Raw genomic sequence first — 26,212 nt, forward strand, 5'->3', positions numbered from 1 at the left:
AATATCATGGGAAGAATCATCGGCATTGACCTGGGCACCACCAACAGCTGCGTGTCCATCATGGAGGGCAACACGCCCCGCGTGATCGAGAACTCGGAAGGCGTGCGCACCACCCCTTCCATCGTGGCTTACCAGGAAGACGGCGAAGTGCTGGTCGGTGCGTCCGCCAAGCGCCAGGCCGTGACCAACCCCAAGAACACGCTGTACGCCGTCAAGCGCCTGATCGGCCGCAAGTTCAGCGAAAAAGAAGTCCAGAAGGACATCTCCTTGATGCCTTATTCCATCGTGGCCGCCGACAACGGTGACGCCTGGGTGGAAGTGCGCGGCAAGAAGATCTCGGCCCAGCAAGTCAGCGCCGATATCCTGCGCAAGATGAAGAAGACCGCCGAAGACTACCTCGGCGAACCGGTCACCGACGCCGTGATCACCGTCCCCGCCTACTTCAACGACGCGCAGCGCCAGGCCACCAAGGACGCCGGCCGCATCGCCGGCCTGGACGTCAAGCGCATCATTAACGAGCCCACCGCCGCTGCATTGGCCTTCGGCCTGGACAAGCAGGAAAAGGGCGACCGCAAGATCGCCGTGTATGACCTGGGCGGCGGTACCTTCGACATCTCCATCATCGAGATCGCAGACGTCGATGGTGAAAAGCAGTTCGAAGTGCTGTCCACCAACGGCGACACCTTCCTGGGCGGCGAGGACTTCGACCAGCGCGTCATCGACTACATCGTGGCCGAGTTCAAGAAAGACAGCGGCATCGACCTGTCCAAGGACGTGGTCGCCCTGCAGCGCCTGAAGGACTCCGCCGAAAAAGCCAAGATCGAGCTGTCCAACAGCCCGCAGACCGAAGTCAACATTCCCTACATCGCGCACGACCCCGCGACCGGCCCCAAGCACCTGCTGGTCAAGCTGACCCGCGCCAAGCTCGAAAGCCTGGTCGACGAGCTGATCGAGCGCACCATTGCCCCTTGCCGCGTGGCCATGAAGGATGCAGGCGTCAGCGCCTCCGACATCCATGACGTAATCCTGGTCGGCGGCCAGACCCGCATGCCCAAGGTGCAGGAAAAGGTCAAGGAGCTGTTCGGCAAGGAGCCGCGCAAGGACGTGAACCCCGACGAAGCCGTGGCCGTGGGCGCCGCCATCCAGGGCCAGGTGCTGTCCGGCGACCGCACCGACGTGCTGCTGCTCGACGTCACCCCGCTGTCCCTGGGCATTGAAACCATGGGCGGCGTGATGACCAAGATGATCAAGAAGAACACGACCATCCCGACCAAGTTCGCGCAGACCTTCTCGACCGCCGAGGACAACCAGCCAGCCGTGACCATCAAGGTGTTCCAGGGCGAACGCGAAATCGCCTCGGGCAACAAGGCGCTGGGCGAGTTCAACCTCGAGGGCATCCCGCCGGCCGCGCGCGGCACGCCGCAGATCGAAGTGTCTTTCGACATCGACGCCAACGGCATCCTGCACGTGGGCGCCAAGGATAAGGGCACCGGCAAGGAAAACAAGATCACCATCAAGGCCAACTCCGGTTTGTCCGAAGCTGAAATCCAGCAGATGGTGAAGGATGCCGAGCTCAACGCCGAAGAAGACAAGAAGAAGGTCGAGTTCGTGACCGCCAAGAACAACGCCGAAGCCATGGTGCACAGCGTGAAAAAATCGCTGGGCGAATACGGCGACAAGCTCGAAGCCGGCGAGAAGGAAAAGATCGAGACCGCCATCAAGGACATGGAAGAGGCGCTCAAGGGCGACGACAAGGCCGCCATCGACGCCAAGAACACGGCCCTGATGGAAGCCAGCCAGAAGCTCGGCGAAAAAATGTATGCCGACATGCAGGCTTCGCAAGCGGCCGCTGGTGGCGACGCGGGCGCGGCAGGCGCGGCGCAGGCGGAAGCCAAGCCGGCCGACGACAATGTCGTGGACGCTGAAGTCAAGGAAGTCAAAAAAGGCTGAGCGCCCTAAGGCAACAAGCCCCGCATTGGCGCGATAACTGCATGCAAAGGCAGGCGGCACAGGCGGATGCAAAAGGCGGAAACCAGGAGCAATCCCGGCTTTCCGCTTTTGCGCATCTGCCGCCACCCGCGAATGCCCGGATGGACCGCCTGCCTGACGAGACCGATCAACGAAGACCCTGAGCTGCCATGGCCACCAAAAAAGACTATTACGACGTACTGGGCGTTCCCAAGAACGCCAGTGACGAGGACATCAAGAAAGCGTATCGCAAGCTCGCGATGAAGCACCACCCCGACCGCAACCAGGGGGACGCATCCAAGGTCGCCGAGGAAAAATTCAAGGAGGCCAAAGAGGCCTACGAGATGCTCTCCGACGAGAACAAACGCGCGGCCTACGACCAGTACGGCCACGCGGGCGTGGACCCGAATATGCGCGGCGGCCCCGGCGCCGAGGGCTTCGGCGGCTTTGCCGAGGCCTTTGGCGACATCTTCGGCGACGTGTTCGGCGGCCAGCGCGGCGGCCAGCAACGCGGCGGGCGCCAGGTCTACCGCGGCGGCGACCTCAGCTACGCCATGGAAATCACGCTCGAGGAAGCGGCCCATGGCAAGGAAGCGCAGATCCGCATCCCGAGCTGGGACGACTGCAACACCTGCCACGGCAGCGGCGCCAAGCCCGGCACCAAGGTGGTGACCTGCACCACCTGCCACGGCCACGGCGTGGTGCAGATGCGCCAGGGCTTTTTCAGCGTGCAGCAGACCTGCCCGCAGTGCAAGGGCACGGGCAAGCTGATCCCCGAACCCTGCGTGAGCTGTCACGGCGTGGGCAAGACCAAGAACAACAAGACGCTGGAAGTGAAAATTCCCGCGGGCATAGACGACGGCATGCGCATACGCTCGACCGGCAACGGCGAGCCCGGCACCAATGGCGGCCCGCCCGGCGACCTCTACATCGAGATCCGCCTGAAGAAGCACGACATCTTCGAGCGCGACGGCGACGACCTGCATTGTGCCGTGCCCATCAGCTTCACCACGGCCGCGCTGGGCGGCGAGATCGAAGTGCCGACCCTGGCCGGCAAGGCCGCCATCGACATCCCCGAAGGCACCCAGGCCGCCAAGCAGTTCCGCCTGCGCGGCAAGGGCATCAAGGGCGTGCGCTCCAGCTATCCCGGCGACCTGTACTGCCACATCACCGTGGAAACGCCGGTCAAGCTGACCGAGCACCAGCGCAAGCTGCTCAAGGAGCTCGACGAGTCGCTGAAAAAAGGCGGCGCCAAACATTCGCCCAGCGAAGAAGGCTGGGCCGACAAACTGAAGAGCTTCTTCAGCGCCTGAACTTTTTTTGCTCAACCCCCAAAATGCCGGACCTGTTCCGGCATTTTTTATGCCCGGCCGAAAAGACGCGGGTGTTGTTTTTGCCAACAAGACGCACACCCTGTCACAGGCCTGTCGTCATCACGCGCCTACGATCAGCCTTTTTAACTCAGGAAAATAAAATGACCGTCTCGACCCGCAAGGCCTTCAGCTTCAAGCAAGGTAGCTTGCTCGCCCTCGTCTGCAGCAGCGTGCTGCTGGCCGCCTGCTCCTCTTCGGGCACGCCTTCGCAAGCCGGCCTCTCCACCCTGGACGGCAAGGCACCGCTGGTCATCGCCCACCGCGGCGCTTCAGGCTACATCCCTGAAGAAACGCTGGAAGCCTATGTGCGCGCCATCGAACTCGGCGCCGACGTGATCGAGATGGACCTGATCGTGACCAAGGACGGCGTGCTGATGATGCGCCACGACCCCAACCTGGCCTTCAGCACCGACGTAGCCAAGCACCCCGAATTCGCCTCGCGCAAGAAGACCATCAAGGTCGACGGCGAGACGCAGACCGGCTGGTTCAGCGACGACTTCACGCTGGCTGAAATCCGCACCCTGGGCGCGATCTCGACCGATGCCGAGCGCCCGCAGCAGTTCAACGGCCAGTACAAGGTGCCGACCTTCCAGGAAGTCGTGGACCTGGCCAAGGCCCAGTCCATCAAGACCGGCCGCACCATTGCCATCTACCCTGAAACCAAGAACCCGAGCTACTTCCGCGAGCGCGGCCTGCCGATGGAAGACAAGCTGATCGCCATCATCAATGCCGCCGGCTGGAACAGCAAGACCGCACCCATCTACGTGCAGTCCTTTGAACCGGGCAGCCTCAAGTACATGAAAAGCAAGGGCCTGAACACGCGCCTGATCCAGCTCATAGACGGCGACGGCATAGACCCCAAGACCGGCAATGTGACCTTTGCCCTGCCCAGCGACCGTCCCTATGACTGGACCCTGGCCGGCGACAAGCGCTTCTTCGACGCCATGGTCACACCCGCGGGCCTGGCCGAAATCAAGACTTATGCCGACGGCATTGGCCCCTGGAAGCGCTACATCATCAGCACCAAGGGCACGATAGGCGCCGACGGCAAGCAGGTCGACATCAACGGCGACGGCAAGCTCAACGACGCCGACTCGACCTCGCTGCCCGCGACCAGCCTGGTGGCTGACGCGCACAAGGCGGGCCTGTTTGTCCACCCCTTCACCTTCCGCAATGAGCGCCGCCGCCTGGCCGCCGACTACCAGGGTGACCCCAAGGCCGAGTACCTGGCCTTCTACCGCGCCGGCGTGGACGGCGTGTTCACCGACTTCACCGACACCGCCATCGCTGCGCGCACGCAGTACCTGAAGGAAGCCGGCCGCTAAGCCCCCCTTATACGACGCGAGCCGCCTGCGCTCCCTTTGGGGGCCGGGCGGCTTTTTCTTTGGGGTTGCGAGTGCCCGGGTTTTCTCAAAATGAAACATCTTGCGGGCCGTGCTCCTGGGTGACTGGCTTATAGTGCCTTACGCAGCGCAACGCGCCTTCGCCCACCTCCAACACAAGCCCTCTCACCATGAAAACCAAAGCCGCCGTCGCCTGGAAATCAGGCCAACCCCTGACCATTGAAACCGTGGACCTGCAAGGCCCCAAGTTCGGCGAAGTGCTCGTCGAGATCAAGGCCACCGGCATCTGCCACACCGACTACTACACGCTCTCGGGCGCCGACCCCGAAGGCATCTTCCCGGCCATCCTGGGCCATGAAGGCGCGGGCATCGTGGTCGACGTCGGCCCCGGCGTGACCACGCTCAAAAAAGGCGACCACGTCATCCCGCTCTACACGCCCGAATGCCGGCAGTGCAAGTTCTGCCTCTCGCGCAAAACCAATCTGTGCCAGCTGATTCGCGGCACGCAAGGCAAGGGCCTGATGCCCGACGCCACCAGCCGCTTCAGCCTGGACGGCAAGCCCATCTTCCACTACATGGGCACCAGCACCTTCAGCAACTACACCGTCGCGCCCGAAATCTCGCTGGCCAAAATCCGTGAAGACGCGCCCTTCGACAAGGTCTGCTACATAGGCTGCGGCGTGACCACCGGCATAGGCGCGGTGCTCTTTACCGCCAAGGTCGAAGCCGGCGCCAACGTCGTGGTGTTCGGCCTGGGCGGCATAGGCCTCAATGTGATCCAGGGCGCGAAGATGGTGGGCGTCGACAAGATCATAGGCGTGGACATCAACCCCACGCGCCAGGAAATGGCGCGCAAATTCGGCATGACCCACTTCATCAACCCGAAAGACACCGAGAACGTGGTCGACGCCATCGTGCAGCTGACCGACGGCGGCGCCGACTACAGCTTTGAATGCATAGGCAACACCAAGGTCATGCGCCAGGCGCTGGAATGCACCCACAAGGGCTGGGGCCGCAGCATCATCATCGGCGTGGCCGAAGCCGGCGCCGAGATCAGCACCCGGCCCTTCCAGCTGGTCACCGGCCGCAAATGGGAAGGCTCGGCCTTCGGCGGCGCGCGCGGCCGCACCGATGTGCCCAAGATCGTCGACTGGTACATGGAAGGCAAGATCAACATCGACGACCTGATCACCCACACCATGCCGCTGGAGGACATCAACAAGGGCTTTGATTTGATGAAAAGCGGCGAGTCCATCCGCGGCGTGGTCCTGTATTAAGGTAAGCCCCCACGGTCGCTCACTTCGTGTAGCTCCCTGCCCCCCGAGGGGGCCGCTGCGCCTGCGGTCTGGCAAAGCCAGTCCCGCGGCCCCTGCTTGAAAAGAAGAAGATGACCACACAACCTGAACTCCTCAGCGAACACGGCTGCTTCGGCGGCCTGCAGCGCTTTTACCAGCACGGCTCGCGCGAGATCGGCCTGCCCATGCGCTTTTCGGTCTTCCTGCCGCCGCAGGCCCTGGCCGGCAACAAGGTGCCCTTCCTGGTCTACCTCGCCGGCCTGACCTGCACCGAAGAGACCTTCATGATCAAAGCGGGTGCCCAGCGCCTGGCGGCCGAACTGGGCCTGGCCCTGGTCGCGCCCGACACCAGCCCGCGCGGGGCAGGCATTGCCGGCGAGGCCGAGAGCTGGGACTTTGGCGTGGGCGCAGGCTTTTACCTCGATGCCACGCAAGCACCGTGGTCACGGCACTACCGCATGGAGAGCTATATCACGGCAGAGCTGCTGCCGCTGCTGGCCGACGCCCTGCCGCTGGATGCGGGCCGCGTCGGCCTCTTTGGCCATTCCATGGGCGGCCACGGCGCGCTGACACTCGCGCTCAGGCATCCGGACCTGTTCAAATCGGTCTCGGCCTTTGCGCCCATCTGCGCACCCAGCCAGTGCCCCTGGGGGCGCAAGGCCTTCACTGGCTATCTCGGCAGCGACGAATCAAACTGGATCGCGCATGACGCCACCGCCTTGATGAAGCTCATGCCCGCGACACCCTACCCTGGGGGCATACGCATAGACCAGGGCCTGGCCGACAAATTCCTCGCCGAACAGCTGTACCCCGAACTGTTTGAAGCCGCCTGCGCCAAGGCCGGCCAGCCGCTGGAACTGCACCGCCATGCGGGCTACGACCACGGCTATTACTTCATCGCGAGCTTCATGGCCGAACACCTGAACCACCATGCACGGCAGCTGGGTTTGGCTGCCCAGGCTTAAGGACCGCATAAGCCCACGACCCATACAATGCAGCGCTATGCCGCTGCAACCCGCGCCCACCTCCCAGCCTCTCGCATCTCCCAACCAACACAGCCGCGGCATGCGACCGCTGTGGCTGGTGGTGCTGGCCAGCATCTGGATCGCCACCGTGTGTAACGTGGCGCTGTGGCGCGAGCTGTCCCGCCTGCCGGGCCTCAGCGGCGGCCAGGCCGCCGTCATCAGCATCGCGCTGGTGCTGGTGATCACGCTGGCCACCACCGCCCTGCTCAGCCTGCTGGCCTGGCGCTGGACGCTCAAGCCGGCCATCACCCTGTTCCTGCTCTCGGCGGCCTTCGGCGCCTACTTCATGATGGCCTACGGCGTGGTCATCGACAAGACCATGATGGTCAACACCCTGCAGACCGACCTGCGCGAAACCCGCGACCTGCTGAACTGGCGGCTGCTGGCCACGGTGCTGGTGCTGGCGGTGCTGCCGCTGGTGCTGCTGTGGCGGCAAAAAGTCAGACGGGCCAGCGCCGCGCGGCAGCTGCTGGGCAACTTCGCCACGCTGGCCGGCGCCTCTGTGCTGTTGGTGCTGGTGGTGTTCCTGTTTTTCCAGAGCATTGCCTCGGTCATGCGCAACTACACCCATGTGCGCTACCTGATCAATCCGCTCAATTCCTTTTACGCGCTGGGCTCCATCGCGGCCAAGCCTTTCCAGCGCGATGAATCCGTGGTGTTGCCGCTGGGCGAAGACGCCAAACTGGGCGCCAACTACAGCGCGCAAACCAGGCCGCCGCTGTTGCTGCTGGTGCTGGGCGAGACGGCGCGCAGTGGCAATTTTTCGCTCAACGGCTACAGCCGCCCCACCAACCCGCTGCTGGCCAAAGAGAACGTGGTGAGCCAGCGCAACGCCTGGTCCTGCGGCACCAGCACGGCCGCCTCCGTGCCCTGCATGTTTTCCCATTTCGGGCGCGAGGCCTATGACTCGCGGCCGGCCAACTACGAAGGCCTGCTCGACGTGCTGCAGCGCGCGGGCCTGGCCGTGCTCTGGATAGACAACCAGTCGGGTTGCAAGGGCGTGTGCGACCGGGTGCCCAACGTCAACACGGTGCAGCTCCAGATACCCGGCCTGTGCGACAGCGGCGAATGTTTTGACGAGGTGATGCTGCGCGGCATTGACGAGCGCATCGCCGCGCTGCCGGCCGAACGCCGCGCCAGGGGCGTGGTGGTGGTGATGCACCAGATGGGTGGCCACGGCCCGGCCTATTACAAACGCTCGCCGCAGGCCGTCAAAAAATTCCTGCCCGAGTGTGCCGACAACGCGCTGCAAAGCTGCAGCAAGGAAGGCCTCGTCAATGCCTACGACAACAGCATCGTCTACACCGACCAGCTGCTGGCCTCGTCCATCCAGTGGCTCAAGGCGCAGGAAGCGCGCAGCGCGCCCGCCCTGCTCTACCTGGCTGACCACGGCGAATCGCTGGGCGAAAACAACCTCTACCTGCACGGCATGCCCTACGGCATCGCGCCCGACGTGCAAAAGCGCGTGCCCTGGATCACCTGGCTGTCGCCCGGCTTCGAGCAGCGCAGCAAGCTGAGCACGGCCTGCCTCAAGCAGCAACTCGATGCGCCTGTCAGCCACGACAACTACTTTCATTCGGTGCTGGGCCTGATGAACGTGCAAACCAGCGTCTACAAGCCCGCGCTCGACATCTACGCACACTGCACCAAACCCTGAGCACTTTCTCAGCACCGTTCAACCATCACCGGATGCCATGTAGGGCTTTAAAGGCCCGCCATGCAAGCGCTTGGTGATGGATCTAATATTCACATTTCATCTCAATAACAATTCTCTTATGCAAGGGTTGAATATGAATATTCGCAAGGCCGTCGCCTCCGCACTCCTTCTCACACTCGCTTTCGGCGCCAGCGCCGCCGACCTGCTGGACACCGTCAAGCAGCGCGGCACGCTCAAGGTGGCCCTCGAAGGCACTTATCCTCCGTTCAACTTCAAGGAAGGCGGCCAGCTTGCCGGCTTTGAAGTCGAGCTGGCCAATGCCCTGGCGCAAAAGCTGGGCGTGAAGGCTGAGTTCTCGACCAGCGAATGGAGCGCCATCCTGGCCGGCCTGCAGGCCGGCAAGTACGACGTGGTGATCAACCAGGTCGGTATCACCGACAAACGCAAGGAGACTTTTGATTTCTCCGAGCCTTACACCATCTCCGCGCCGCAGCTGATCATCCGCAAGGATGAAAAGCGCGAGTTCAAGTCGCTGGCCGACCTCAAGGGCAAAAAGCTGGGCCTGGGCCAGGGCACCAACTACGCCGACATCGCCAAGAAGGTGGGCGGCATAGACGTCAAGACCTATCCCGGCGCGCAAGAGTATTTGCAGGACCTGGCACTGGGCCGCATCGACGCGGCGCTCAACGACAGCCTCTTGATCCCCTACATCGTCAAGCAGACCAAGTTGCCGCTCAAACCCGGTGCCCCTGTCGGCGATCTCGAAAAATCCGGCATCCCCTTCGTCAAGAACAACCCCAAGTTCAAGGCCGCCCTCGACAAGGCGCTGGCCGACCTGCAAGCCGACGGCAGCTTCGCCAAAATTTCGACGAAGTGGTTTGACCGCGACGTGAGCAAGCCGCCTGTCGCAAAGTAATCGAAGTAACATCGATCCAGCCGCGCGCCGCTATCGGCAGGCGCCTGACACCCCGGCTCGCGAGCCGGGGTTTTTATTTGTGGAGACTTCCCATGGATTTATCTGGCTTGACCGCCCTGCTGCGCGACGCCTTGCCGCTGATGCTCAAGGGCGCGGGATGGACGTTGCTGCTGGCTGTGGCTTCGATTTTTTTCGGCGCCATCGTCGGTACCTTTGTGGCCATCACGCGGCTGGCCAAGGTGCCGGGGCTGTCGCAGTTCGCGGCGCTGTACGTCAGCTGCATGCGCGGCACGCCGCTGCTGGTGCAGCTCTTTGTCATCTACTTCGGCCTGCCCAGCATAGGCATACAGTTCGACCCCATCACGGCCGGCATCCTGGGCCTGAGCCTGAACGTAGGCGCCTACCTGTCGGAAACAATTCGCGGCGCGATCAACGGCGTGGAGCACGGCCAGTGGAACGCGGCCCGCAGCCTGGGCCTCACGCAGGTGCAAACCCTGCGTTACGTGATTGGCCCGCAGGCCTTGAGGCTGGCCGTGCCCAGCCTGTCCAACAGCTTGATCAGCCTGATCAAGGACACCTCCCTGGTCTCGGTGATCGCCGTCGGCGAACTGATGCTCGCGACCAAGGAAGTGATCGCCACCACCTTCCAGCCCTTTCCGCTCTACCTGGCGGCCGCGGGCATTTACTGGGCCATGAGTGCCACTTTCGAGAAACTGCAGAGCAAGCTCGAGGTGCGATTAAACCGCAGCTATTTGCGCTAGAAATTGGATCCGTTCAGCTGTCGCTGATCAGCCCGCTCTGCAGCGCCTGCTCCTGGTTCTTGAAGATCGCCATCGCCGTCAGCATGCGTCTGAAACCCAGCTTGCGGTAAAACGGCTCCTTGCCGGCCACCGCATAGAGGATGATCTTCTTGTGCCCCTTTGAGAGGCCGACCAGCGAGGCAACAATCTCCTTGCCCAGGCCAACCCCCTGGTGCTTCGGGTGCACCGCGATGTCGCAGATATACGAGCAGTCCATGCCGTCGGCCAGCGCGCGGCCGGCGCCAACCAGCTGGGCGCCCTCGTACACAAAACTTTTGAACAGGCTGTTGGAGAACACGATTTTCAGGTCCGCCGGTTTCTTCTCGCCCAAAGGCGCGATCCGGTAAAGGTGGGACAGCGCGTCCCAGTCCACGTCCTCCGATGAATGCTTCCACTCAAATGCCAAGATGAACTCCTTCAATGTTGGGCTTGCACTATAGCCCTCGCGGCCCCAAGCTGCCGGGCCGTCAGAACAGGCTGCCCTGCCCCGCCGCGCCCGGCGGCCTGAAGCGGCTCAGGTCCAGTTCCACACGCTGGCGGTTAAAACCCAGGCGATTGCAGCATTTCTCAAAGCGCTGCTTGATCAGGTCGGCCCACAGGCCGTAGCCCTTCATGCGCGAGGCGAAATCGCTGTCGTAGTCCTTGCCCCCGCGCATCTCCTGGATGCGCGCCATGATGCGCGCGGCGCGCTGCGGATAGTGCAGCTCCAGCCATTCCTTGAAAAGAGGCGCCACTTCCCAGGGCAGGCGGATCACCGTGTAAAACGCCGAACGCGCGCCGGCCTCCCAGGCCGCCTCCAGCACCTGCTCCATGTCCTCGTTCACAAAGGGAATCTGCGGCGCCACGCTCACGCCCACAGGAACGCCGTGCTCGGCCAGGGTGCGCAGGGTACGCAGGCGGCGGTGCGGCGCCGCGGCGCGCGGCTCCAGCTTGCGCGCGAGCTCGCCGTCCAACGTGGTGATGGTGATGTACACGGCGGCCAGCTTGTCGGCCGCCAGCGGGGCGATCAGGTCCAGGTCGCGCTCCACGCCGCTGGATTTGGTGATCAAGGAAAACGGGTGGCAGGTATCACGCATCACCTCGATCAGCCCGCGCGTGAGCCGCAGCTCGCGCTCGGCCGGCTGGTAACAGTCGGTGCCCGAGCCTATGTTGAGCAGTCGCGGCACATAGCTGCGCTTGCCCAGGTCGGCGCGCAAGGCCTCGGCGATATTGCGCTTGGCGATGATCTTGGTTTCAAAGTCCAGGCCCGGCGAAAGATTCAGGTAACTGTGCGTGGGCCGCGCATAACAGTACACACAGCCATGCTCGCAGCCCCGGTAGGGATTGATGCTGTAGTCAAAAAAGATGTCGGGCGAATCGTTGCGCACAATGGCGCTGCGAGCCTCTTCCAGGGTGACCGTGGTTTCCAGCCGCGGCGCCCCGCCCGCCAGCCCCTCTTCCAGCGTGCCCCAGCCATCGTCCCAGGCCGTGCGCACGTCCTTCTCAAACCGGTGCGCGATGCGCGTGGCGGTGCCGCGGCCTTTGATGGCATGCAGGGGGATGATGGCGTCGGACACGGGATTCAACCTGGCCTTGAAAGGGGTGAATAAATACTGTACATAAATACAGTATATTGAGGCAAAACCCCTTTGGCAAACGCTTTCAGGACCAGCCGCAATAATGAGCACCCATGCCCGATACCATTCAGCGCCCCCGGAACATCCACAGCCACTACCACGCCCACATCTACTTCGGACCGGACACCGTGGAGCAGGCACGCGCCCTGGCAAGCCGGGCCGGTGAGTTGTTCCATGTGGGTGTGGGCCGCGTGCATGAGCGCGAAGTGGGGCCGCACCCGCGCTGGAGCTGCCAGCTCTCGTTCGACAGTGCGGAGTTCGACCGCATCATCCCCTGGCTGGAGAGCGAGCGCCAAGGCCTAGATGTGTTTGTGCACGGGGTTACGGGCGACGACCTCGCGGACCACACCACGCATGCCTCATGGCTGGGCGAGCCGGCCGAGCTGAAGCTGGAGATGTTCAGGCGCTGAGCTTGCGCGCCGGGGTAAACGGCAGGGGCACTGACTCCACCCAGCGATACAGCACCTGCCCCGCGAGCAAGGACAGCGCGAACGCCAGCAGCATGCCCAGCGCATTCGCGGCCAGTTGCGTGGGCCAGAAGTGGCTGACCACGGCATTGACCAGCAGGCACACCGGGAAGTGGATCAGGAACACCGAGTACGAGATACGGCCCAAGTGCACGAGTGAGCGCTTCTGCAGCCAGCGCAACGGCCAGTCATCTTGCGGCACGCGGCTGAGCCACACCAGGACCAGTGCAGTCACCACCGCCACCACCAGCCGCCCCCGGAAGTCCAGCGCCAGGGCCAGCGCGCCCAGGACGGCGATGGCAGCCAGCCAGAATCCGCGGCGCGCACCCGCCTCGCGCGAGGCCCAGAAAGCCAGCATGCCCAGCGCATAGGCGCCGAAGAAATACAGCGCGGTGATGTCAAAAGACGGTTGCCGGTTGAACACCAGCAAGGACAGCAGCGCGATCAGCAAGACGGCCATGGCGCCCGCCGACACCGCCATGCTGGCGCGCAAGCGCCGCGAGGCGGCAAACACCAGCACGGCCATCGCATACAGCTGCAGGTCCATCGCCACATACCAGACACCGGCCGACAGCGACTCCTGGCCCAGCAGGTCCTGCAGCAGCAGGCCATGGGCCAGCAACTGGAGCAGCGTGGGCGCCGCGGGCACCGAAGAATGGTCAAACCAGGGCCTGAGCAGTGCGGCCACCAGCACGCTGGCGGCCAGCGCCACCAGATAGGGCTTCACCAGGCGGCCATAACGGCGCAGGATCAACGGCCCGGCGGACTCAAAGACGGCCGTGCCCTTTGGCGCCAGCGATGCGGCGGCCAGGAAGCCGCCCACCACCAGGAAGAGCTGCACCGCCATGCGGCCGTAGTCATAAAGCCAGTCCATGAGGCCGGGCGCATAGCCATACACCACGTCCGACATGGGTCCGTAAAAAGCCAGGTGGTGCCAGACGATGAGCATGCAGGCCAGGCCTTTGAGGGCGTCAAGGCCCTGGAGGCGCTGGGGTGCCGTCATACAGTCGCCACCGAGGTGTCAGGCGCAGACGCGCTCACGCGCGGCAAAGTATTCGCGCTTGAGCTGCTCCACAAAGGCCGCGGCGCTTTGCACCTTGCTGACGGCGCCTATGCCCTGGCCGCAGCCCCAGATGTCTTTCCAGGCCTTGGACTTGCTGCCTTCGCCGCCGCTGAAGTTCATGGTCTTGACGTCGCCCTCGGGCAGGTTTTCGGGGTCCATGCCGGCCGCGCGTATCGAGGGCGCGAGGTAGTTGCCGTGCACGCCGGTGAACAGGCTGCTGTAGACGATGTCGTCGGAGCTGCCGTCGACGATGGCCTGCTTGTAAGCGTCGGCGGCGCGCGCTTCGTCGGTGGCGATAAAAGCCGAGCCTATGTAGGCAAAGTCGGCGCCCATGGCCTGCGCGGCCAGCACCGCGCCGCCGGTGGAGATCGCGCCCGACAGCGCCAGCGGGCCGTCGAACCACTGGCGGATTTCCTGGATCAGCGCGAAGGGGCTTTTGACACCCGCATGGCCGCCCGCGCCGGCGGCCACGGCCACCAGGCCGTCCGCGCCTTTTTCAATCGCCTTGCGCGCGAACTTGTTGTTGATGATGTCGTGCAGCACCACGCCGCCGTAGCTGTGCGCGGCCGCGTTGATGTCCTCGCGCGCGCCCAGGCTGGTGATGTAGATGGGCACCTTGTACTTCACGCACAGTTCCATGTCGTGCTCCAGCCTGTCGTTGGACTTGTGCACGATCTGGTTGATGGCAAAGGGCGCGGCCGGCTTGTCGGGGTTGGCCTTGTTGTGGGCGGCCAGCCCTTCGGTGATTTCAGCGAGCCACTCATCGAGCTGCGATGCCGGGCGCGCATTGAGCGCGGGCATGGCGCCCACCACGCCGGCCTTGCATTGCGCGATGACCAGCTTGGGGTTGCTGATGATGAAGAGCGGCGAGCCGATGATGGGCAAGGGCAGCTGGTTCAATGCGCCGGGCAGTCTGGACATGGTGGCTCCGTGGGTATCAAAGCAAAGACAGGGGGATTCAGGAAAACAGGCGGCCGCCGATGAGTGGCGGCCGCCCCGTCAGAACGCGTCCAGCGCCAGCGCGGTCACGCTGTCCGCACCTTCGACAATGCTGTCGCGCAGGCCGGGGGCCTTGGTCAGCAGGTGGTCGGCGTAAAAACGCGCGGTGGTGACCTTGGCCTGCATGAAGGCCACGTCGGTTCCCTGCGCGATCTGCTCCTGCGCGACCAGCAGCGAACGCGCCATCTGCCAGCCGGCGACCACATTGCCCGCCAGCATCAGGTAGGGCACGCTGCCCGCGAACACGGCATTGGGGCTGGCCTTGGTGTTGCCGGCCACAAAGTCGACCACATCGACAAAGGCTTCACGCGCGGCCTTCAGGCGCTTGGCCACGGCCACGGCATCCGCATTGCCCTGCTTCACAAGTTGTTTTTCGGTGGCCTCGATCTGGCCGGCGATGGCCTTGGCCACCTGGCCACCGTCGCGCGAGGTCTTGCGGCCTATCAGGTCGTTGGCCTGGATGGCGGTCGTGCCCTCGTAAATCGTCAGGATCTTGGCGTCGCGGTAATACTGGGCCGCGCCGGTTTCCTCGATAAAGCCCATGCCGCCGTGCACCTGCACGCCCAGCGAAGTGACTTCCAGGCTCATCTCGGTGCTGTAGCCCTTGACCAGCGGCACCATGAATTCATAAAAGGCCTGGTTCTGTTTGCGCACCTCGGCATCGGGATGGTGGTGGGCCGCGTCGTAAGCGGCGGCGGCCACGGAAGCCATGGCGCGGCAGCCTTCGGTGTAGGCACGCATGGTCATCAGCATGCGCTTGACGTCGGGGTGGTGAATGATGGGCGCGCTGGCCTTGATGGAGCCGTCGACGGGCCGGCTCTGCACGCGGTCTTTCGAAAAAGCCACGGCCTTCTGGTAAGCGCGCTCGGCAATCGCGATGCCCTGCATGCCGACGGCATAACGCGCCGAGTTCATCATGATGAACATGTATTCGAGGCCGCGATTTTCCTCGCCGACGATGTAGCCCACAGCGCCGCCATGGTCGCCGTACTGCAGCACGGCGGTGGGCGAGGCCTTGATGCCCATCTTGTGTTCGATGCTCACGCAGTGCACGTCGTTGCGCGCGCCCAGGGCGCCGTCCTTGCCGACCATGAACTTGGGCACCACAAACAGGCTGATGCCCTTGACGCCTTCGGGCGCACCCGTCACGCGGGCCAGCACCAGGTGCACGATGTTCTCGGCCATGTCGTGTTCACCATAGGTGATGAAGATCTTGGTGCCGAAAATCTTGTAGGTGCCGTCGGGCTGCGGCTCGGCACGGCTGCGCACCATGGCCAGGTCCGACCCGGCCTGCGGCTCGGTCAGGTTCATGGTGCCGGTCCACTGGCCGCTCACGAGTTTTTCGAGGTAGACCGCCTTGAGCTCGTCGGAGCCGGCCGTCAGCAACGCCTCGATGGCGCCGTCGCTGAGCAGCGGGCACAGCGCAAAACTCATGTTGGCCGAATTGAGCATTTCACCGCAGGCCGCGCCTATGGTCTTGGGCAGGCCCTGGCCGCCGAAATCGGCCGGGTGCTGCAGGCCCTGCCAGCCGCCTTGGACGTATTGCCTGAACGCTTCCTTGAAGCCCGGCGTGGTGGTGACTTCACCGTTCTTCCAGCTCGAGGGGTTGATGTCGCCGTCGCGGTTCAGCGGCGCGAGCACGCCTTCGTTGAATTTGGCGCATTCCTCGAGCACCGCCTGCGCGGTGTCCAGGCCGGCTTCCTCAAAGCCCGGGATTTTTGCGATCTGTTCGATATTGGCCAGGTGCTGGATATCAAACAGCATGTCCTTGACGGGGGCGGTGTAGCTCATTTTTGTCTCCAAATTTCTCGCTCCTTCCCCCGCTGGGGGAAGGTTGGGATGGGGGCCTGCGGCTGTGGCAAAAGCGCTTGCTCTTAGTCAACCGCCGCAGGCCCCCACCCCTGCCCTCCCCCAGCGGGGGAGGGAGTTTTTACAGTGCAGCAACCAGCTCAGGCACAGCCGTGAACAGGTCGGCCTCCAGGCCGTAGTCGGCCACGCTGAAGATGGGCGCTTCGGGGTCCTTGTTGATCGCCACAATGACCTTGCTGTCCTTCATGCCGGCCAGGTGCTGGATCGCACCGCTGATGCCGGCGGCGATGTACAGCTGCGGCGCGACAATCTTGCCGGTCTGGCCCACCTGCCAGTCGTTGGGGGCGTAACCCGCATCGACGGCGGCACGAGAGGCGCCGAGTGCCGCGCCCAGCTTGTCGGCCAGCGGCGTGAGCACTTCGCTGAACTTCTCGCTGGAGCCCAGCGCGCGTCCGCCCGAGACAATGATCTTGGCGGCGGTCAGCTCGGGGCGGTCGCTCTTGGCGATCTCGGAGCCCAGGAAGCTCGACTTGCCGCTGTCGGCCACGCCGGCCGGCGTTTCAATCGCGGCCGAGCCACCGCTGGCGGCTGCCGCGTCAAAGCCCGTGGTGCGCACGGTGATGACCTTGGTCGCGTCCAGGCTTTGCACGATGGCAATCGCGTTGCCGGCGTAAATCGGGCGCTCGAAGGTGTCGGCGGCATCAACCTTGGTGATGTCGGAGATCTGGCCCACGTCCAGCGTCGCGGCCACGCGCGGGGCGATGTTCTTGCCCGAGGCGGTGGCCGGAAACAGGATGTGCGAGTAGTTGCCGGCAATGGCCACCACCTGGGCGGCCATGTTCTCGGCCAGGCCGTGGGCGAAGTGCTCGCCTTCGACGTGGATCACCTTGGCCACGCCGGCAATCGCGGCGGCGGCCTTGGCGGCGGCTTCGGCGCCCTTGCCGGCCACCAGCACGTGGACGTCACCGCCGCACTGGGCGGCAGCCGTCACGGTGTTCAGGGTGGCGGGCTTGATGCTGGCGTTGTCGTGTTCAGCAATAACGAGTGCGGTCATGTCATCGGTCCTTAAATTACTTTGGCTTCGTTCTTGAGCTTGTCCACCAGGGCGGCCACGTCGGCCACCTTGACGCCGGCGCTGCGCTTGGGCGGCTCGCTGACCTTCAGGGTCTTGATGCGCGGCTTGACGTCGACACCGAGGTCTTCGGGCTTGAGGCTGTCGAGCTGCTTTTTCTTGGCCTTCATGATGTTGGGCAGGGTGACGTAGCGCGGCTCGTTCAGGCGCAGGTCGGTGGTGATGATGGCCGGCAGCGTGAGCGACAGGGTTTCCAGGCCGCCGTCGACTTCGCGCGTGACCTTGGCGGTGCCGCCTTCGACCTCGACCTTGGAGGCAAAGGTGGCCTGGGGCCAGCCCAGCAGCGCGGCCAGCATCTGGCCGGTCTGGTTGCAGTCGTCGTCAATGGCCTGCTTGCCCAGGATGACGAGCTGGGGTTGTTCTTTCTCGACCAGGGCCTTGAGCAGCTTGGCCACGGCCAGGGGCTGCAGTTCCTCGGCGGTTTCGACCAGGATGGCGCGGTCGGCGCCGATCGCCATGGCGGTGCGCAGGGTTTCCTGGCACTGGGCGACGCCGCAGCTGACGGCGATGACTTCGGTGACCACGCCTTTTTCTTTCAGGCGCGTAGCCTCTTCGACGGCGATCTCGTCAAACGGGTTCATGCTCATCTTGACGTTGGCGATATCGACACCGCTGCCATCGGATTTGACGCGGACTTTCACGTTGTAGTCGACTACACGTTTGACGGGGACCAAGACCTTCATGACAGGGCTCCAGAGTTGTTGATTGGCGGATATGACGTATCGATTGACGTTGACGTAAACGTAAGCTTTGCATTCTATGCTGCGGCATGCCGGGTGCGGGCTGCGTGGACGGCGGCCTGAGGGTATCCAGGGGTGCCGGGCAGAAAAAGAACGGTCGTTCTATTTTTCATTATAGAGGGAGGGACAGGGGGAATTAGAGCATCCTGCCCAACCGTTGTCCTAAAGGTGTCTTTCAGGCGTCAATTGGGTACCGGCCGGGGGACGGCGCGCCGGCTCAGGAGGGCTTGGCGGGGTTCTTTTCGTCCGCCACGACGCGGGTGTGCACCACGCGCTGCGGATAGGGAATGTCGATGTTGTGCGCGCGCAGGGATTCCAGGATGGACAGGTTGATACGGGAGCGCAGGTTTTGCTGGCCGTTTTCCGGGTCCGCCATCCAGTAGTTGAGCGTGAACTCCAGCCCGTCAGGGCCGAAGTTCGTCAGGTTCGTGCCGGGCCCCGGGTCGCGCAGCACGCGGTCCTGCTTGAGTGCCGCCTCGTTCAACAAGCGCATCACCAGTTCCATGTCGCTGTCGTAGCCCACCGAGATCACGGTGGACTGGAGCACCTGCGGGTCGCTCAGCGACAGGTTTTCGATGCGGGTGCTGATGAACATCTCGTTGGGCACGATGGACTCGCGCCCCGAGGGCGCGCGCACCACGGTGTAGCGCGCGTTGATGTCGGTGATACGGCCCTCGAAGGTGTCCACCCGCACGTTGTCACCTATGCGCACGCTGCGCTCGGCCAGCATGACAAAGCCGCTCACGTAGTTGGCGGCCAGTTTCTGCAAGCCGAAACCCACGCCCACGCCGACCGCACCGCCCAGCACCGACAGCGCCGTGAGGTCTATGCCCACCGAGGACAGCGCCAGCAGCAGGCCGACAAACATCAGTACGGCGCGCACCGCATTGGCCACCGCCTTGCGCAGGGACAACTCGTTGCCGGTGGCCGATCGCAGCAGGCGCGCCTCTATGGCCGAGGAGATCCACAGCGTGATCAGCAGCACCACGCCGGCCGTCACCGCGCCTTCGAGCATGGTGCGCACCGACAGGTTGCTGTTGCCTATCTTCCACTTGATGCCGTCGAGCTCATCGAGCACCACGGGCAGCAGGCCGCTGACCCACAGCACCATGGCGATCCAGGCCAGCCAGGAAATCGTGCGCTCCAGCGCGCGCACCAGCGGCGCGTCCTTGAAGGCCACCTGCAGCACCTTGACGCCAAGGCGTATTGCGGCCAGTGACACCAGCACGGGAATCGCCACCTTGAAGAGCGCCAGCGGGAACAGGCGCTCCAGCAAGGCCTGGGCCGCGTAAGCCAGGAACAGCAGCAGCAGCGGAAACAGCACGCCGTCGATCACGCGGCGCCCGAACAGGATGGAAGTGTTGTCGACCGCCATGCGCGCGCGGCCCGCCACGCGCACCACCAGCCAGGCCAGCATCGCGCAGGCCACCAGCGCGGCGAGCTCCGTCAGGGCCGTGGGCTGGGTCAGCGCGGCAAACCAGGCGTCCAGGCTGTCGATACGGGCGGGGGGACGGGTCGTTACGGCGCCGGCCATTGGGGTTTCCTTTTCTCGATGAAGGCTTGCACGCCCTCCTGTGCAACGGCATGGGCCATGTTGCGGGCCATGGACTGGCCCGCGAGCTGGTAGGCGGCCTCTATGCCGGTTTCACGTTGTTGATAGAACAGCGCCTTGCCCATGGCCAGCGCCTCGCGCGGCTTGGACAGCAGCGACTGCAGCAATTTCTCGATCTCGGCGTCCAGCGCCTCAAGCGGCACGACGCGGTTGACCAGCCCGCGGGCACGCGCTTCATCAGCCGTGATGAACTCGCCGGTCAGCAGCATTTCCATGGCCTGCTTGGCCGGCATGTTGCGCACCAGCGGCACACTGGGCGTGGCGCAAAAGAGGCCTACATCAATGCCATTGACGCCGAAGCTCGCGCCCTCGGCCGCCACGGCCAGGTCGCACTGCGCCACCAGCTGGCAGCCGGCCGCGGTGGCCAGGCCCTGTACCCGCGCGATCACCGGCACCGGCAGCTTCTGGATGCCCAGCATCATGCGCGTGCACTGGGCAAACAGCTTCTGGTAATAGGCCAGATCAGGCTGCGCGCGCATTTCCTTGAGGTTGTGGCCGGCGCAAAAGGCCTTGCCCTCGGCCGCAATGACCAGCGCGCGTGCCGAGCCGTCAGCGGCGATGGCATCAAGCGCGGCCTGCAGCGCGGCCAGCACGTCCTCGCCCAGGGTGTTGAAAGTGTTCGGGCGGTTCAGCACCAGGCGGTGCACGCCGCGCACGTCCTGGCTGTGCAGCACGGGGGCCGAAAGGCCGGCGGCGGATGCGGCGCTCATCAACAAAACTCCTACAGGTCGGCCAGCACGCGGATGTGGGCCTCCACGCTGCGCGCCAGTGCGTTCAGGTTGTAGCCGCCTTCGAGCGAGGAGACGATGCGGCCCAGCGCATGGCGCCTGGCGACATCCTTGATGCGCTGGGTGATCCAGGCGTAGTCCTGCTCGACCAGGCCCATCTGGCCCAGGTCATCGTCGCGGTGGGCGTCGAAGCCGGCGCTGATAAAAATCATCTCGGGCCTGAATTCCTCCAGGCGCGGTATCCACATCATCTCGATCAGCTCGCGCACGTCCATACCCTTGGTATAGGCCGGCACCGGCAGATTGAGCATATTGCCGGCGTGGCCCTCGGTGCCGCTGTAGGGATAGAGCGGATGCTGGAAGAAGCTCACCATCAGTACGCGCTCGTCGCCGCTCAGGATGTCCTCGGTGCCGTTGCCGTGGTGCACGTCGAAGTCGACGATCGCCACGCGCTTCAAGCCGTGGCGCTCCAGCGCATAGCGGGCGGCGATGGCGATGTTGTTGAAAAAGCAAAAACCCATGGCCTTGTCGTGGCAGGCATGGTGGCCGGGCGGGCGCACGGCGCAAAACGCGTTTTCGAGTTCGCCCGACAGCACCGCATCGGTGGCGGCCAGCGCGGCGCCGGCGGCGCGCAAGGCGGCGTTCCAGGTGTGCACATTGAGGGCGGTGTCGGGGTCTATCTGGGCATAGGCCGGCCCGCCCGCCTTGATGTCGTCGGCCAGGCGGTCGCTCAGGCCGCGCAGCGCCGCCACCATCATGCGGTCGTGCGCGAGCTCGATGTCGCCCAGGGCCGCCCGCGGCGCCTCGCGGGTGTCCAGCGCGTCCTTGACGCCGGTCGCCAGCAGCCAGTCGTCGATGGCATCGAGCCGCTCGGGGCATTCCGGGTGCCCGGCGCCCATTTCGTGCCTGCGGCAGTCGGGATGGCTGAAATAACCAGTCGCGTTCATCGGGAAATCATCGGCAAATGTTTTACGAAAAATTACGGTATGGTTGGCGGCATGAATGCCACAGAAAAACTCCAAGCGCTCCTGAATCAGCTTAACACGGTCATTGTCGGCAAACCGGCCCAGGTGCAGGACTGCGTGGCCTGCCTGCTGGCCGGCGGCCACCTGCTGATCGAGGACGTTCCCGGCGTCGGCAAGACCACGCTGGCCCACGCGCTGTCGCGCTCCTTCGGCCTGCAATTCTCGCGGGTGCAGTTCACCGCCGACCTGATGCCCAGCGACCTGTCGGGCGTGTCGATTTACGAGCGGCAAAAGGAAAGTTTTGTGTTCCACCCCGGGCCGGTGTTCGCCCAGGTGCTGCTGGCTGACGAGATCAACCGCGCCAGTCCCAAGACCCAGAGCGCCCTGCTGGAAGCCATGGAAGAAAAACAGGTCACGGTCGAAGGCGAGACCCGCCCCCTGCCCCTGCCCTTTTTTGTGATCGCCACGCAAAACCCGCACGACCAGCTCGGCACCTACGCACTGCCCGAATCGCAGCTGGACCGCTTTCACATGCGGATTTCCCTGGGCTACCCCGACCGCGCCGCCGAGCGCGAGCTGCTGCGCGGCGCCGACCGGCGCGAGATGGTCGAGCAGCTGCCGGCCCTGCTGGCGCCGCACGACCTGCTGGAGCTGCAGCAGCTGGTGGCCAATGTCCACGCCTCGGAAGCCCTGCTCAACTACCTGCAGGACCTGGTCGCCGCCACACGCTCCGGCCGCTGGTTTCTGCAGGGCCTGAGCCCGCGCGCCGGCATCGCCATCATGCGGGCCGCCAAGGCCCAGGCCTTTTTGAGCAAACGCGACTACGTGGCGCCCGACGACATCGCCGCCGTGCTGCCGCAGACCGCGGCGCACCGGCTGATTCCCGTCAGCGACGCGGGCCGCGGCGCGGTGGAGCAGGTGCGCGCCATGCTGGACGCCGTGCCCCTGCCCTGAACACGAGCCGAGCGAAACCGCTTTTCCCATGGCCGCGCTGATCGCCCTCCCCAACCCCGCGGCCCTTGTCCGCACCCGCTTCCAGGCCTGGTGGCTCAGCAGGCTGTCCTTCACCGACAGCGTGACCCTGACCCAGGGCAACGTGTACATCCTTCCCACCCGCCCGGGCTGGATGATGGGCGTCACCTTGCTGGTGCTGCTGGTGGCCTCCATCAATTACCAGTTGAGCCTGGGCTACCTGCTGACCTTTTTGCTCGCCGGTAGCGCGCTGGTCGGCATGCATGTCTGCCACGGCACGCTGCGCGGCCTGTCCATGAACCTCGCCGCGCCGCATGCCCAGTACGTGGGGACCACCGCCGCCTTTGAGGTCAAGCTGACCAACACCCGGCGCTCCACGCGCCATGGCATAGGCCTGAGCGTGCTCAACCCGCAGGACGTGGACACCGAAAAAGGCCGCGAACGGCACTGGGCCTGGACCGACGTGCCCGCGCAGGGCAGCAGCACGGTGCAGGTAGCGTTCACCCCGCGGCGGCGCGGGTTGCACAGGCTGCCCACGCTGACCGCCGAAACCCGCTTTCCGCTGGGCACTTTTCGCGTCTGGACCATCTGGCGGCCCGCCGCACAGGTCCTGGTCTATCCCGCCCCCGAAGCCCACCCGCCGCCCCTGCCGCCCGGCGAACCGCGCTCCGGCGGCGCCGCCGCCGCCCTGCGCGCGCAAAGCAGCGGCGAATTCGACGGCGTGGGCGGCTACCGCCGCGGCGACCCGATGAAACTGGTGGTCTGGAAAAAAGCCGCCAAAGACGACGGCCAGGGCAACAGCCTGGTGGTGCGCGACACCCAGCAGGCCCAGCGGCACGAGCTCTGGCTGGATTTCGCCCAGGCCGGCTCGGCCGGCGCCGAACAGAAACTCTCCAGGCTGTGTGCGTGGGTTCTATTGGCTGACAAGCTGTCGCTGGACTATGGGTTGCGTTTGCCCTCTCTGGAGGTCAAGCCTGGCAGTGGGGAGGCACACAAGCGGCTGTGCCTGGAGGCGCTGGCGGTATGTTGATGTTTTTTTTGTCTGCCCGACGGGGGTGGTCTCTTTTGAATCCTGCTGGCCGGGGGTTGCCCGGCGGCAACTCACTTTTCTTTTGCTTCGCCAAAAGAAAAGTAAGCAAAAGAAAAGGCGACCCTGGTGTCTGCGTCCCTCCGCTTCGCTACGGGCAACCTGCGGTGCTCGGTCCAGGCGGGGTCTGGCTAAACTCGCCTTCGGCTCAGACAACGCCAGCCCTTATCCGCCTGAACCTCCGCTCCTCGGCGCATACACAAGGGGACCCGAACACCAAACAGCCAAGCAGCCAAAGACAAACCTCCGAATACCGAAAACCACAAGGACACGCCTTGGCGTGTCCTTGTTTGTCTTTGTCCCCGATCCCGCTTTCCCCATCCTGGCTGGGCCGAGGAGCGCAGAGACAAGCGGATAAGGGCTGGCGTTGTCTGAGCGAAGCGCAGCGTAGCGAGTTTAGCCAGACCCCGCTTGGCTCGAGCACCGCAGGTTGCCCGAAGCGAAGCGTAGGGACCCAGACTGCGGGTCGCCTTTTCTTTGCCTACTTTCTTTTGGCGAAGCAAAAGAAAGTAGGTCGCCCGCCGGGGCGAGACCCGGCCAGCAAGCCTATGCAATGGGCAAGAGCGCGCAAGCCGGAGCAAGACCCAGCAGGCGGCCAGCAGGTGCAACCATGCTGAGCCGCCTCCAATCCCTCCCTCGCGACGCCCGCGACACCCTCTTCCTGCTGGCGGTCATCGCCTGGGTATTGCTGCCGCAAGTGAATGAACTACCCCTCTGGTGCAGCGCCCTAGCCGGCGCGGTGCTCCTCTGGCGCGGCTGGCTGGCCGTGAAGGCGCGGCCGCTGCCGGGCAAGCGCTGGTTGCTGCTGTTGATGGCGCTCACGCTGGCCGCGACCTGGCTCACGCACCGAACGCTGCTGGGACGCGACGCGGGGGTGACGCTGCTGGTGGTGCTGCTGACGCTCAAGACGCTGGAGCTGCGCGCCAAGCGCGATGCCTTTGTGATTTTTTTCCTCGGCTTCTTTTGCATGCTGAGCAATTTCTTCTACTCGCAGTCGCTGTTGACGGCGCTCAGCATGCTGCTGGGCCTGCTGGGCCTGCTGACCATGCTGGTCAATGCGCACATGCCGGTCGGCAGGCCACCGCTGTCGCATGCCGCCAAAACCGCCGGCTGGATGGCCCTGCTGGGCACACCCATCATGCTGGTGCTGTTCCTGCTGTTCCCGCGGCTGGCGCCCCTGTGGGGTGTGCCCAGCGACGCCATGACCGGGCGAAGCGGCCTGAGTTCCAGCATGCAGGTCGGCACCATCGCCAAACTGGCGCTGGATGAAAGCGTGGCCCTGCGCATCAAGTTTGATGGCGCGCCGCCGCGCAAGCAGGACATGTACTTTCGCGGCCCGGTGCTATCCAGCTTCGACGGGCGCGAATGGCGGCCCTCGCGCCTGAACACCGCCGCGCGCTACGGCGTGACCGCCGACCTCGCCGTCTCCGGTACGCCGGTCAGCTACGAGGTCACCATGGAGCCCACCAACCGGCCCTGGCTGTTCGTGATGGAAGCGGCGGCCCAGGGTCCAGCCCTGCCGTCCGGCTACCAAAGCGCGATGCAGCCCGACCTCCAGTGGCTGGCAAGCCGTCCCTTCAACGACCTCGTGCGCTACAAGGCCCAGAGCTACCCCGCTTTCCAGCACGGCCCGCTGCAGTCGGTGCCGGGCCTGCAGGAGTTCAGGGACCTGCCGCCAGGCTTCAATCCCCGCACCATGGCGCTTGCCCAGGAATTGCGCGGCGACCCGCGCCTAAGGGGCGCGGACACCGCCCGGCTGGTGGAGGTGGTCCTGGACCGCCTGCGCACTGGCGGTTACACCTATACGCTGGAGCCCGGCCTTTATGGCCAGCACAGCGCCGACGAATTCTGGTTTGACCGCAAGCAGGGCTTTTGTGAACACATCGCCTCGGCCTTTGTCATCCTGATGCGCGCCATGGACGTCCCCGCGCGCATCGTCACCGGCTACCAGGGCGGCGAAGTCAATACCGTGGACGGCTTCTGGGTGGTGCGCCAGAGCAGCGCCCATGCCTGGGCCGAAGTCTGGGAAGCCGGCCGCGGCTGGGTGCGCGTGGACCCGACTTCGGTGGTCGCCCCGGCGCGCATCGGCGAATTTGAACGGCTGGTGGTGCCGCAAGGCGCGGTGGCGCGGGCACTCGGTGCGTTCAGCCCGACGCTCATGACCCAGTTGCGCCTGTTTTGGGAAGCGGCCAATAACAACTGGAACCAGTGGGTGCTCAACTACACCCAGGGCAGCCAGCTCAACCTGCTGAAAAACCTCGGCTTTGAATCGCCGAGCTGGGAAGACCTCAGCTACATCCTGATCGCCATCCTGGTGGCGGCCGCGCTGCTGGGCGCGGGCTGGAGCTGGTGGGACCGCAGCCAGCACGACCCCTGGGTGCGCTTGCTCATGCGTGCGCGCCACCGCCTGGACAAGGCCGGCATTCCCAGCACACCGGCCACCTCGCCGCGCCAACTCGCCCAGGAGGTGTTGGCCCGCTACGGCCGACAGCCGGGCAGCGCCGCGCAGGCCCTGGCCGACTGGCTGCTGCGCCTGGAGCAGCAGCGCTACGCTGCCGCGCCGGCCGGCGCGGGCAAAGCGGCCCCGCAACTGCATGCGCTCAAGCAAGAGTTCAGCCGCCTGAGCTGGCCTGCTTAAAATCGGG

22 protein-coding genes are annotated in these 26,212 nt (G+C 64.7%); 12 read left to right on the top strand and 10 right to left on the bottom strand.

The window, feature by feature from the left end; translation table 11 throughout:
• Window positions 1–6 precede the first annotated feature (6 nt).
• From dnaK to ACEN9P_RS01525, 8 genes are all read left to right on the top strand, one after another.
• On the top strand, window positions 7–1,950 hold the full coding sequence (dnaK, locus tag ACEN9P_RS01490; RefSeq protein WP_477663993.1) for a molecular chaperone DnaK: 1,944 nt from the start codon (window positions 7–9) through the stop codon (window positions 1,948–1,950).
• A gap of 188 nt (window positions 1,951–2,138) precedes the next feature.
• Window positions 2,139–3,281: a molecular chaperone DnaJ gene (gene dnaJ / locus ACEN9P_RS01495; protein WP_477663994.1), complete on the top strand. Its 1,143-nt coding sequence runs from the start codon at window positions 2,139–2,141 to the stop codon at window positions 3,279–3,281.
• A gap of 161 nt (window positions 3,282–3,442) precedes the next feature.
• Complete coding sequence (locus ACEN9P_RS01500; protein ID WP_495620880.1) at window positions 3,443–4,666, top strand: glycerophosphodiester phosphodiesterase; 1,224 nt, start codon at window positions 3,443–3,445, stop codon at window positions 4,664–4,666.
• Window positions 4,667–4,854: 188 nt separating this feature from the next.
• A complete protein-coding gene (locus ACEN9P_RS01505) occupies window positions 4,855–5,961 on the top strand; it encodes an S-(hydroxymethyl)glutathione dehydrogenase/class III alcohol dehydrogenase (protein ID WP_495620881.1) in 1,107 nt (368 codons plus the stop codon).
• 110 nt (window positions 5,962–6,071) lie between these two features.
• Window positions 6,072–6,944, top strand: a complete 873-nt coding sequence (fghA, locus tag ACEN9P_RS01510) for an S-formylglutathione hydrolase (RefSeq protein ID WP_495620882.1) — start codon at window positions 6,072–6,074, stop codon at window positions 6,942–6,944.
• A 37-nt stretch (window positions 6,945–6,981) separates the two neighbouring features.
• Window positions 6,982–8,661, top strand: a complete 1,680-nt coding sequence (locus tag ACEN9P_RS01515) for a phosphoethanolamine transferase (protein ID WP_495620883.1) — start codon at window positions 6,982–6,984, stop codon at window positions 8,659–8,661.
• Window positions 8,662–8,794: 133 nt separating this feature from the next.
• On the top strand, window positions 8,795–9,577 hold the full coding sequence (locus ACEN9P_RS01520; RefSeq protein ID WP_495620884.1) for a transporter substrate-binding domain-containing protein: 783 nt from the start codon (window positions 8,795–8,797) through the stop codon (window positions 9,575–9,577).
• Between the two features lie 92 nt (window positions 9,578–9,669).
• Entirely contained in the window at window positions 9,670–10,338 is a 669-nt protein-coding gene (locus ACEN9P_RS01525; protein WP_495620885.1) for an amino acid ABC transporter permease, read from the top strand.
• 13 nt (window positions 10,339–10,351) lie between these two features.
• Here the strand turns inward: ACEN9P_RS01525 and ACEN9P_RS01530 are convergent, their stop codons facing one another.
• Window positions 10,352–10,783, bottom strand: a complete 432-nt coding sequence (locus ACEN9P_RS01530) for a GNAT family N-acetyltransferase (protein WP_495620886.1) — start codon at window positions 10,781–10,783, stop codon at window positions 10,352–10,354.
• A 61-nt stretch (window positions 10,784–10,844) separates the two neighbouring features.
• Complete coding sequence (locus tag ACEN9P_RS01535) at window positions 10,845–11,933, bottom strand: PA0069 family radical SAM protein (RefSeq protein ID WP_495620887.1); 1,089 nt, start codon at window positions 11,931–11,933, stop codon at window positions 10,845–10,847.
• Window positions 11,934–12,046: 113 nt separating this feature from the next.
• On the opposite strand from ACEN9P_RS01535, the gene ACEN9P_RS01540 reads away from it, so the two are divergent.
• Window positions 12,047–12,403 carry a DOPA 4,5-dioxygenase family protein gene (locus ACEN9P_RS01540; protein WP_477664002.1) on the top strand — a complete coding sequence of 119 codons (357 nt, stop codon included), beginning with the start codon at window positions 12,047–12,049 and terminating at the stop codon, window positions 12,401–12,403.
• Here ACEN9P_RS01540 and ACEN9P_RS01545 read toward each other — a convergent pair.
• The 8 genes from ACEN9P_RS01545 to ACEN9P_RS01580 all read right to left on the bottom strand — a co-directional run bounded on the left by ACEN9P_RS01545 (window position 12,393) and on the right by ACEN9P_RS01580 (window position 21,490).
• Window positions 12,393–13,463, bottom strand: coding sequence for an acyltransferase family protein (locus ACEN9P_RS01545; RefSeq protein WP_495620888.1), 1,071 nt, complete (start codon window positions 13,461–13,463; stop codon window positions 12,393–12,395). The genes ACEN9P_RS01540 and ACEN9P_RS01545 overlap by 11 nt on opposite strands.
• 18 nt (window positions 13,464–13,481) lie before the next feature.
• Window positions 13,482–14,444 carry an NAD(P)H-dependent flavin oxidoreductase gene (locus ACEN9P_RS01550; protein ID WP_477664004.1) on the bottom strand — a complete coding sequence of 321 codons (963 nt, stop codon included), beginning with the start codon at window positions 14,442–14,444 and terminating at the stop codon, window positions 13,482–13,484.
• Between the two features lie 78 nt (window positions 14,445–14,522).
• The gene (locus ACEN9P_RS01555; RefSeq protein ID WP_477664005.1) at window positions 14,523–16,313 is read right to left on the bottom strand and encodes an acyl-CoA dehydrogenase; all 1,791 of its coding nucleotides are present in this window, start codon (window positions 16,311–16,313) and stop codon (window positions 14,523–14,525) included.
• Between the two features lie 139 nt (window positions 16,314–16,452).
• Window positions 16,453–17,385 carry an electron transfer flavoprotein subunit alpha/FixB family protein gene (locus ACEN9P_RS01560; protein ID WP_477713445.1) on the bottom strand — a complete coding sequence of 311 codons (933 nt, stop codon included), beginning with the start codon at window positions 17,383–17,385 and terminating at the stop codon, window positions 16,453–16,455.
• An 11-nt stretch (window positions 17,386–17,396) separates the two neighbouring features.
• The gene (locus ACEN9P_RS01565; RefSeq protein WP_413331111.1) at window positions 17,397–18,146 is read right to left on the bottom strand and encodes an electron transfer flavoprotein subunit beta/FixA family protein; all 750 of its coding nucleotides are present in this window, start codon (window positions 18,144–18,146) and stop codon (window positions 17,397–17,399) included.
• Window positions 18,147–18,420: 274 nt separating this feature from the next.
• Window positions 18,421–19,737, bottom strand: a complete 1,317-nt coding sequence (locus ACEN9P_RS01570) for a mechanosensitive ion channel family protein (protein WP_495620889.1) — start codon at window positions 19,735–19,737, stop codon at window positions 18,421–18,423.
• A complete protein-coding gene (locus ACEN9P_RS01575) occupies window positions 19,722–20,525 on the bottom strand; it encodes an enoyl-CoA hydratase (protein ID WP_477664653.1) in 804 nt (267 codons plus the stop codon). The genes ACEN9P_RS01570 and ACEN9P_RS01575 overlap by 16 nt, the downstream gene beginning before the upstream one ends.
• A gap of 11 nt (window positions 20,526–20,536) precedes the next feature.
• Window positions 20,537–21,490 carry a histone deacetylase family protein gene (locus ACEN9P_RS01580; protein ID WP_477664654.1) on the bottom strand — a complete coding sequence of 318 codons (954 nt, stop codon included), beginning with the start codon at window positions 21,488–21,490 and terminating at the stop codon, window positions 20,537–20,539.
• A gap of 51 nt (window positions 21,491–21,541) precedes the next feature.
• Between ACEN9P_RS01580 and ACEN9P_RS01585 the strand changes: the two genes are divergently transcribed.
• The 3 genes from ACEN9P_RS01585 (at window position 21,542) to ACEN9P_RS01595 (ending at window position 26,205) form a co-directional block, all read left to right on the top strand.
• Window positions 21,542–22,462 carry an AAA family ATPase gene (locus tag ACEN9P_RS01585; protein WP_495620890.1) on the top strand — a complete coding sequence of 307 codons (921 nt, stop codon included), beginning with the start codon at window positions 21,542–21,544 and terminating at the stop codon, window positions 22,460–22,462.
• Between the two features lie 28 nt (window positions 22,463–22,490).
• Window positions 22,491–23,510 (top strand): DUF58 domain-containing protein, encoded by a 1,020-nt coding sequence (locus ACEN9P_RS01590; RefSeq protein ID WP_495620891.1) that lies wholly within the window; start codon window positions 22,491–22,493, stop codon window positions 23,508–23,510.
• A 667-nt stretch (window positions 23,511–24,177) separates the two neighbouring features.
• A complete protein-coding gene (locus tag ACEN9P_RS01595) occupies window positions 24,178–26,205 on the top strand; it encodes a transglutaminase TgpA family protein (protein ID WP_495620892.1) in 2,028 nt (675 codons plus the stop codon).
• The last annotated feature ends 7 nt before the right edge of the window (window positions 26,206–26,212 follow it).

It is taken from the genome of Polaromonas sp. Polasp52, from assembly GCF_059491565.1.